Source organism: Aquiflexum sp. (assembly GCF_977115555.1).
In genome coordinates this window covers 1-7,965 of record NZ_CDSBKL010000180.1, presented here as the reverse complement: position 1 = coordinate 7,965, position 7,965 = coordinate 1, and the positions used below count along the sequence as shown (strand labels likewise).

The 7,965-nt window shown below is 39.8% G+C and carries 12 protein-coding genes; 2 read left to right on the top strand and 10 right to left on the bottom strand.

What is annotated here, in order from left to right; translation table 11 throughout:
• Positions 1 to 66 precede the first annotated feature (66 nt).
• The 8 genes from ACZFYI_RS11755 to pdeM form a co-directional block, all read right to left on the bottom strand.
• On the bottom strand, positions 67 to 726 hold the full coding sequence (locus ACZFYI_RS11755) for a 3-oxoacid CoA-transferase subunit B (RefSeq protein WP_462524323.1): 660 nt from the start codon (positions 724 to 726) through the stop codon (positions 67 to 69).
• A 111-nt stretch (positions 727 to 837) separates the two neighbouring features.
• Complete coding sequence (locus ACZFYI_RS11750; RefSeq protein WP_462524322.1) at positions 838 to 1,536, bottom strand: CoA transferase subunit A; 699 nt, start codon at positions 1,534 to 1,536, stop codon at positions 838 to 840.
• 17 nt (positions 1,537 to 1,553) lie between these two features.
• Positions 1,554 to 2,486 (bottom strand): bifunctional riboflavin kinase/FAD synthetase, encoded by a 933-nt coding sequence (locus ACZFYI_RS11745; protein ID WP_462524321.1) that lies wholly within the window; start codon positions 2,484 to 2,486, stop codon positions 1,554 to 1,556.
• Positions 2,473 to 3,156, bottom strand: a complete 684-nt coding sequence (truB, locus tag ACZFYI_RS11740) for a tRNA pseudouridine(55) synthase TruB (protein ID WP_462524320.1) — start codon at positions 3,154 to 3,156, stop codon at positions 2,473 to 2,475. Before truB ends, ACZFYI_RS11745 begins: the two co-directional genes overlap by 14 nt.
• A 1-nt stretch (position 3,157) precedes the next feature.
• A complete protein-coding gene (locus ACZFYI_RS11735; protein ID WP_462524319.1) occupies positions 3,158 to 3,952 on the bottom strand; it encodes an undecaprenyl-diphosphate phosphatase in 795 nt (264 codons plus the stop codon).
• Positions 3,953 to 3,955: 3 nt separating this feature from the next.
• The gene (locus ACZFYI_RS11730) at positions 3,956 to 4,165 is read right to left on the bottom strand and encodes a DUF3098 domain-containing protein (protein WP_462524318.1); all 210 of its coding nucleotides are present in this window, start codon (positions 4,163 to 4,165) and stop codon (positions 3,956 to 3,958) included.
• A gap of 1 nt (position 4,166) precedes the next feature.
• Entirely contained in the window at positions 4,167 to 5,057 is an 891-nt protein-coding gene (locus tag ACZFYI_RS11725) for a cell division protein FtsX (protein WP_462524317.1), read from the bottom strand.
• 51 nt (positions 5,058 to 5,108) lie between these two features.
• Complete coding sequence (gene pdeM / locus ACZFYI_RS11720; protein ID WP_462524316.1) at positions 5,109 to 5,783, bottom strand: ligase-associated DNA damage response endonuclease PdeM; 675 nt, start codon at positions 5,781 to 5,783, stop codon at positions 5,109 to 5,111.
• 125 nt (positions 5,784 to 5,908) lie between these two features.
• On the opposite strand from pdeM, the gene ACZFYI_RS11715 reads away from it, so the two are divergent.
• Together ACZFYI_RS11715 and ACZFYI_RS11710 are read left to right on the top strand one after the other, a co-directional pair.
• Complete coding sequence (locus tag ACZFYI_RS11715) at positions 5,909 to 6,352, top strand: DUF2147 domain-containing protein (RefSeq protein ID WP_462524315.1); 444 nt, start codon at positions 5,909 to 5,911, stop codon at positions 6,350 to 6,352.
• A gap of 94 nt (positions 6,353 to 6,446) precedes the next feature.
• Complete coding sequence (locus ACZFYI_RS11710) at positions 6,447 to 7,010, top strand: hypothetical protein (RefSeq protein ID WP_462524314.1); 564 nt, start codon at positions 6,447 to 6,449, stop codon at positions 7,008 to 7,010.
• A 229-nt stretch (positions 7,011 to 7,239) separates the two neighbouring features.
• On the opposite strand, the gene ACZFYI_RS11705 is transcribed toward ACZFYI_RS11710, so the two are convergent.
• A complete protein-coding gene (locus tag ACZFYI_RS11705) occupies positions 7,240 to 7,617 on the bottom strand; it encodes a hypothetical protein (protein ID WP_462524313.1) in 378 nt (125 codons plus the stop codon).
• 82 nt (positions 7,618 to 7,699) lie between these two features.
• The coding region (locus ACZFYI_RS11700) for a hypothetical protein (RefSeq protein WP_462524312.1) at positions 7,700 to 7,965 on the bottom strand (266 nt) is incomplete at its 5' end.

Here is a 7,965-nt window from a genome sequence, read left to right as displayed (position 1 = left end):
TATTTTTATAGACAGCATAACCATTCCATCTTAGTCCGTTCTTCCAACTTCAATCCATTTCCAAAATCAATCAAAAACCATTTCAGGGATTTCTCCTTCTACCAATATCCTGCCTTCGGTTTTGGATACTATTTCGGCTACGGATACACCCGGAGCTCTTTCCAGTAGTCTAAACCCACCTTCGGGCAAGACATCCAATACTGCCAGATCGGTCACGATCTTTTTGACACATCTGATTCCTGTGATTGGCAGGCTACATTCTTTCAATAGTTTGGATTGTCCGTCTTTGCTGCAATGCTGCATGGCGACGATGATGTTTTCGGCAGACGCCACTAAATCCATGGCTCCGCCCATTCCTTTGACCATTTTTCCGGGGATTTTCCAGTTGGAAATATCTCCGTTTTCAGAGACCTCCATCGCACCAAGGATGGTCAGATGAACGTGTCCTCCACGTATCATAGCAAACGACTCTGCTGAATTGAACAAGGCGGAACCTTTCACCATCGTGATGGTCTGTTTGCCTGCATTGATCAAGTCCGGGTCAATGTTGTCTTCAGTCGGAAAAGGGCCAATTCCCAGTAATCCATTTTCGGACTGTAGGACTACTTCCAAATTTTCAGGAATATAATTGGCAACCAAGGTCGGAATGCCGATCCCAAGGTTGATGTATTGACCGTTTTTGACCTCTCGGGCTATTCTCTTGGCTATTTGGGTTTTGTCTAGCATGGGATTGTTACAAGGTTGTAGTTGTTGATTGGTTGTAATTGTTGTCTGCTTCGCGTTATCGGGTTGTCAGGTTGTCGCGTTTACCTTCTGACTGCTCACTGAAAACTGCTATTACTCTTTACTTACCGTTCTCTGCTCGATTCTCTTTTCATAGTCCATTCCCTGGAAAATCCTTTGGACATAAATGCCCGGAGTATGGATATGATTTGGGTCGAGTTCACCGGCAGGAACCAATTCTTCCACTTCTGCAATGGTGATTTTCCCTGCGGTAGCCATCATGGGGTTGAAGTTTCGAGCTGTGCCTTTGAAAATCAGATTGCCTGCAGTATCACCTTTCCAAGCTTTTACAAATGCAAAATCGGCTGTAAGTCCTTTTTCCATCAAGTATATTTTGCCGTCAAATTCCCTCATCTCTTTGCCTTCGGCCACTTCTGTCCCCACACCTGCAGGAGTAAAAAAAGCAGGAATTCCTGCACCTCCGGCCCGGATTCTTTCAGCAAGGGTTCCTTGTGGAATCAAGTCCACTTCCAGTTCCCCACTTAACAGCTGCCTTTCAAATTCGGCATTTTCACCGACATAGCTTGAAATCATCTTTTTGACCATTCGCTTTTTGAGCATCAATCCGATGCCAAAAGCATCGACTCCGGCATTGTTTGAAATACAGGTCAGTCCTGTAAGGTCCTTTTCCAATAAAGCCTTGATACAGTTTTCGGGGATTCCGCAGAGGCCAAAGCCTCCAAGCATCAGAACCGAACCCGAGAAAACATCTTTTACCGCTTCTGCAGCATTGGTTACGGTTTTTGTAATCATATAAAAATTATTTTGGGTTATACTTTGGTCAAAATCTTTCTGGCCATTTCCTTATCCTTGGCCAATTGCAATTGCAGAGATTCCAGACCTGAAAATTTGATTTCAGGTCTTAAGTAGGATTTCAGATGGACACAGACTCTTTTGTCATACAGGTCTCCATTGAAATCAAACAGGTGCGCCTCAATCGTCCGGCTACTTCCATTTACGGTTGGTCGGTTGCCGATGTTGAGCATGCCATTGAAAGTCTGTCCTTCTATGTCGATGTTCACTGCATAAGCACCGTCACAAGGGATCAGCTTGTAGTCGTGCGGAATATGGATATTGGCCGTAGGGAATCCTATGGAGCGGCCAAGCTGCTGCCCCTTGATGATGATGCCGTTAAGTTCATAGGGTCTTCCGAGAAATTCATTGGCAATATGTATTTCACCTACTTCCAATGCCTGCCGGATTTTGGTACTAGATACACCCACATTGTCTACATCTTCGCGAGATATTTCCTCCAGTTCAAAGTGATACCGACCGATGTTTTCCTTCAGGTATTCAAAACTTCCTTCCCTATTCTTGCCAAATCGGTGGTCATATCCGATTACTAATTTACGGGTTTGAATTTTATCAATCAGGATGCTTTGGATAAATTCTTCTGAAGTAAGGTCAGAAAATTCTTTGGTGAAAGGAATAGTCAACAAATGATCAATTCCGAATTGCCTAAGCAATTTTGCCTTTTCTTCAAAAGTGGTCAGCAACCGAAGGTTATGTTCTTCAGGATAAAGGATCAATCTAGGATGTGGCCAAAAAGTAATCATGACAGTCTCACCGCCGATTTCATCCGCAATAGTCCTGATTCTCTTGAGGATTTTTTGGTGACCCAAATGGACCCCGTCAAAAGTCCCAATAGTGACGACCGGATTTGGTACCTGCCTGAAGTCTTCTATTCCTTCATAGATTTTCATCCTGTCTGGCTTTTATTTTTTCAATCAGGTCTGTCAATTCTTCTGCGCCAGTTAAACTAAAATCCCCGATCCTTGTTCGTGTCAATGCAGACATGTAGGCCCCCACTTCCAAAATTTCACCAAGGTCTCTTGCAAGACTCCTTATATAAGTGCCTTTGGAACAGACTATCCTGAAATGTACTTCTGGATTTTCAAATGAGGTAATTTCAAATTCCGAAACCGTCACAGGCCTAGCTTCCATTTTGACATCAATTCCTTTTCTGGCCGATTCATATACTCTTTTTCCATCGACTTTGATGGCTGAGTGCATTGGAGGAATTTGCAGAATATCCCCTGTGAGTTGGGCTACAGCTGATTTGACTTGTTCCAAAGTGATGGCCGAGGGATCTGCAACATCAGTAACTTCTTTCTCTAGGTCAAAGCTCTCTGTGGTTTTTCCCAAGATAAAAGTGCCTGTATACTCTTTTTCCTGTGCCATGTAGGAATCTATGGATTTGGTTTTCTTTCCGGCACAGACGATCAGCAATCCTGTCGCCAATGGATCCAAAGTTCCCGCATGTCCTACCTTTTTTATTTTCAAAGCATTCCTGACTTTCTTGACCACATCAAAGGAAGTCCATTGATAAGGCTTGTTGATCAGGAATACTTCTCCGTAGGGCTCTTCTTGCATCTTACAAATATAAGCCTGAGAAGATGGCAATCAGGCCGACTATGCTACAATAAATGGCAAAATAGATCAGTTTACTTTTTCTGACCAGAGAAATCATCCATGTACAGGCAAAAAAGCCTGATATAAATGCGGCGATAAATCCGACTGAAAGATATCCGAAACTTGCTTCATTATAGGTCAATGCCCCGTCAAGGATGTCTTTGGATATTTTGCCAAGGATCAATGGTACGACCATCAAAAATGAAAATCTTGCTGCCTTGTTTTTATCAATTCCCAAAAGTACTGAGCTCGAAATGGTAGCCCCAGATCTGGAGATTCCCGGAAGCATAGCTACCATTTGGGCAAGGCCTACCAAAACAGCTTTGCCGAATGTTACATCATTCTCTGTGCTTTTTGCTTTGTCTGCAAAGAAAAGAAGGACTGCCGTCACCAAAAGCATAAAGCCTACAAAGACTATTTTCCCTCCAAAAAACTGCTCAAGCTGTTCCTCAAAAAACAATCCCACAATCACAGCAGGGATCATGGAAATGATGATTTTGACGGTAAATTGGGTTTCTTCGTTCCATTTGAATTTCAATAGACCTTCCAAAAGGACTACTATATCCTTGCGGAAAACCACCAAAGTCGCCAATGCGGTAGCAAAGTGAAGGACCACGGTAAACAACAAACTTTCTTCAGGAAGTTTGTCGCTTCCAAGTATTGCAGAACCCAGCTCGAGATGACCACTGGATGAAACAGGCAAGAATTCGGTCAATCCTTGGACGATGCCAAGGATGATCGCGTCAATAATATCCATAAATTATTTCTTTTCTGATTGGGCGAAAATCGCATAAAATTGAAAAATGAATCCGGCCAAAGTGATTATAGGACCCAATGTAAGGCCGAGAAAACCAAAGCCATGGGGTTCAGAATCCAAACCCATGATGACAAAACCCAAAACAATGATCCCGATTCCAATCAGCATCAGTCGGTAATTCTTTTTTGAAAAAGGAAATTGTGAATGGTCCATATTAATATAATTCGTCCAAAGACATGTTTAAATACTTGTTAACTGCCTGCAAGGTACTCAAAACGGAAAGCAAAATTCCTGAAATGACCAAGCCGCCAAAGAGTGCATAAAGCAAATTGTAATCCTGCAACATAGCAAATCCATCAATATTAGCCTTGGTATATTCTATTATTCCAAAGAGAAAGGCTGAGGCGATCATTCCCGCAAGCAAACCAAAGACCAAAGCTCTACCCAAAAAAGGTTTGCGGATAAATCCTCTTGTGGCCCCCACAAGCTGCATGCTTCTTATCAAAAATCTCTGAGAAAAAAGCGCCAACCTGATGGTATTGTTGATCAGCATCACTACTGTAAATACCAATATCAGGATAAAACCACCCATAACAAGGGCTACTTTGAAGAGATTTTTATTGATGGATTCCACCAGATCTTCCATGTAAGTCACTTCAAAAACACCCTCCATGGCTTCGATTTCTTTGACTATCTCTTCGATTTGCTCAGCGGTTTGGTATTCTTCCGCAATGGCGATGGTATAGCTGTCTCTCAACGGATTATCATCCAAAAACTGTGTAAAATCCTCTCCGGTATCCTCTAAGAAGGCTTTTGCAGCTTCGTCTTGGGAAATGAAATCGATACCCAAAGAATCACCTGTCTGAAGCACATAGGGTTTTGATTCAAAAGATTTCCCAATAGCCTTCAGTTCCGCGTCCGTCACGTTTTTGTTGAGAAAAACCTGGATTTCAATGTTTTCCCGAATAATTTTGGTCAATGTTTTTGCCTGAATGATGATCACACCAAAAAGTCCCAAAATAAACAAGGATAGGGTAGTGCTGAAAAGTACCGATGCAAATTTGAACTTTCCGAGTTTTGCTTTTTTCCTTGGATATATACTCATGTTTTTTTTCTAATGGGTTCAAAATTAAACAGCTTGGCCAATTAAACCAACCTATTCCATGAAATTGACTGGAATTACTTTTTTGTCTGTTACCGCAAAGGCCTGGTCGTTTTTTTCGCATTTCATGCCATACAATCCCGTAAACCTACCGAATGCAGGAAGAATCAATTGCCTTCCTGAAAGGAAAAAGCAGGGGAGTGTCAATCTCTGCCTTCCGGTTCCATAGAGTGAAATCCCCGGATGGATATGTCCACAGAAGTTGAACAATCCTTCAGGAACTTCATACATTGGTTCATGGGTAAGGATGAAATCAGCCAAAATCAGCGATTCGGGATGGACTTTCCATATTTCAGAACGGTAAAGTTCCTCAGGAAGTATGTCGTGATTGCCTTTGATCAAATGAAACTGGCAACCCGGAAAATTTCCTGCAAATAATTCAAGATCATTCCAAGACTCATTCCAATCACTGTGAAAGAGGTCTCCCAAAAAATATAAATCTGTTGGTTTATACCTTTCTATCAGTTTTTGGATTTTGAGAAAATCATGGATATGTACTTTTTCTGAAACCGGAATTCCTGCTTTTCTAAAATGCGCAGCCTTGCCAAAATGTGGATCAGCAATGAAAAGTGATCGGCTTTGGGGAAGAAAAACAGCTTTCTCGGTCAATAGATGAATTTCACTGAGGCCGAAGTGGATGATTTGGATTCCTTTTGGATTTGGTTCCATTTGTTGGTTTTGGTGAATTCAGATTTGGGATTTTAAATGGATGGATAAAGAAAATGAATTAGCCCTCTTGAATAAGCCTCGTAAAAGTATTATTATTCGAGTCAGATAAAAAAATTAACATAACCATGACTCAGAAAAAAGCAATTTTGATATTTATCGTTTTATTGATGGTCGGATTTGGGATCAATGTCCAAGCCCAATCAGCCGATGCCATTGTAGGCAAATGGTACAATACTGAGAAAGACGCCCAAGTTGAGATATTCAAAGAAGGAGGGAAGTATTCCGGAAAAATCGTTTGGCTCCAAGACCCAACCGAAAACGGCAAACCCAAAACCGACAAAAACAACACCGACCAATCCAAGCGTACAAGACCAATCATGGGGATGAAGCTTTTGAGCAATTTTGAACATACCGGCGATACTTGGGAAAACGGTACTATCTACGATCCCAAAAACGGCAAAACCTATTCCTGCATCATCAAAAAGAAGAATGACAAAACGTTGGAAGTCCGCGGTTTTGTAGGTTTTTCCATGATCGGAAGGACAGTGGAGTGGACCAAGGCGGAATAGCGTTGAATTATTACTGATAGGTATATTTTGAGCCAATAAAAGTTTCGCCTTATTTAAACTCGAAACGCAAATACATTCAATCCTTTACAAATACATGAAACAAGTTGTTTTCATATTCATCGCGCTCTTTTTGTGTTTTACAAAAAACGGGCAAGCCCAAGAGTTAAGAGACGGCTATGTCGTTCTCGCCAAAAGAGATACTATAAATTGTAAAATTGTTTTTGGTGGGCCAAAAGGAACTGACAAAACTCAAATCTCGATCGTGACTAAGGAAGGGGAGAAGAAGATTTTTAAAACAAAAGACAAAAAGGTTTTTGCTTATGGTTTCAATCAGGTCGGAGTGCCGTTTGATTATTTGTTTGTAGATAGAGGGATAAAAGTCGAAACTGGATTTTACAAGTTGGTGGAAAAAGGAGACCCCTACAAGTTATACATCCAAAATATCAATTCGACCACCAAAGGTGTGACTGTCACGACTTCATATTACATATTGTTTGATGAAAATGGAGATTCCTTAGAGTTTTTTGTCAGCGGAGTCAGTGGCTGGAAAAAGAAGTTGGAGGTTTTTTTTGAAAATGATCCTGCCGCATTGGAGAAGTTGGAGGATGTTTCCCGGCAGGATATTGTCCAGTTCATTAAAAGCCTTAATGGAAATTGATTACAGGAAGAATTAAGTATTCTTTTTAATTAATATACTTAACTCCCTCAGGCCTAGTGAACGCCAGGTATTGGGACTGGCTTTGATTTGAAATTGGACTCTTTTATCTATTCATTTTGTAATTGGATTCAAATCAAAAAATAGTAATCCTTGGTAATTTGAATTAAAAATTTAAAAAAATTAAAGGGTGTAGATTCAATCTATAACTAGCGAAAACTCCATTTTACATCTAGGTGCAGAGTTTTGAATATTTTCCAAACCAAAGACTTTTTTTTGATAAACCATACAGAAGTGTGAAAAAAACTATAAACCCTGCTGAAAACCAAATGCCTAATTTATGTTTTCTAATTTCAATATTTGCGCCAAAAACATAATTCAATGATGGGAAGTGGGAATTGAAACAAATAATTGGATCCTTTTCCGAAAATAAGTTTTCTTCTATTGCTGATGTTGAAATCTGATGTTCTGAAGTGTAAACCTTATTTTCAGCAGTGAAATTGAATGAAATAAGAATATTCTTCTTCTTTTCATTCACTATAATTTCAAACTGGTTGGGCTTAATGCAATTAAAAATAAAAAGATCCTTGATTACTCCATTGTATGCCATAAGTAATGTCAATGAGTAAATTAGCAATGCAAACCAAAAACAAACATTTGCTAAGTAAAGAATTTTAATAAAATTACTCATTCTAAAAAATTAATTTAAACTCATTTTCATTACAAAATCTAACTAGTTTATCCTTGTGAGATTCTGAATCAAGAAGGAATTTCAATTCCGTTTCCTTGTCCTTATATTTAATTTTCAACTGGTTCTCATTTCCATTGTGAAATTGATATATGGCTACTTTTTGATTTATCCATTGGCCTTTAAACCCGATTATCCTAATTTCAATATCATTTTTATCTTTAATTTCCAATTTATCATTTCCGATAATAACTGAATCATTCCTCAGCT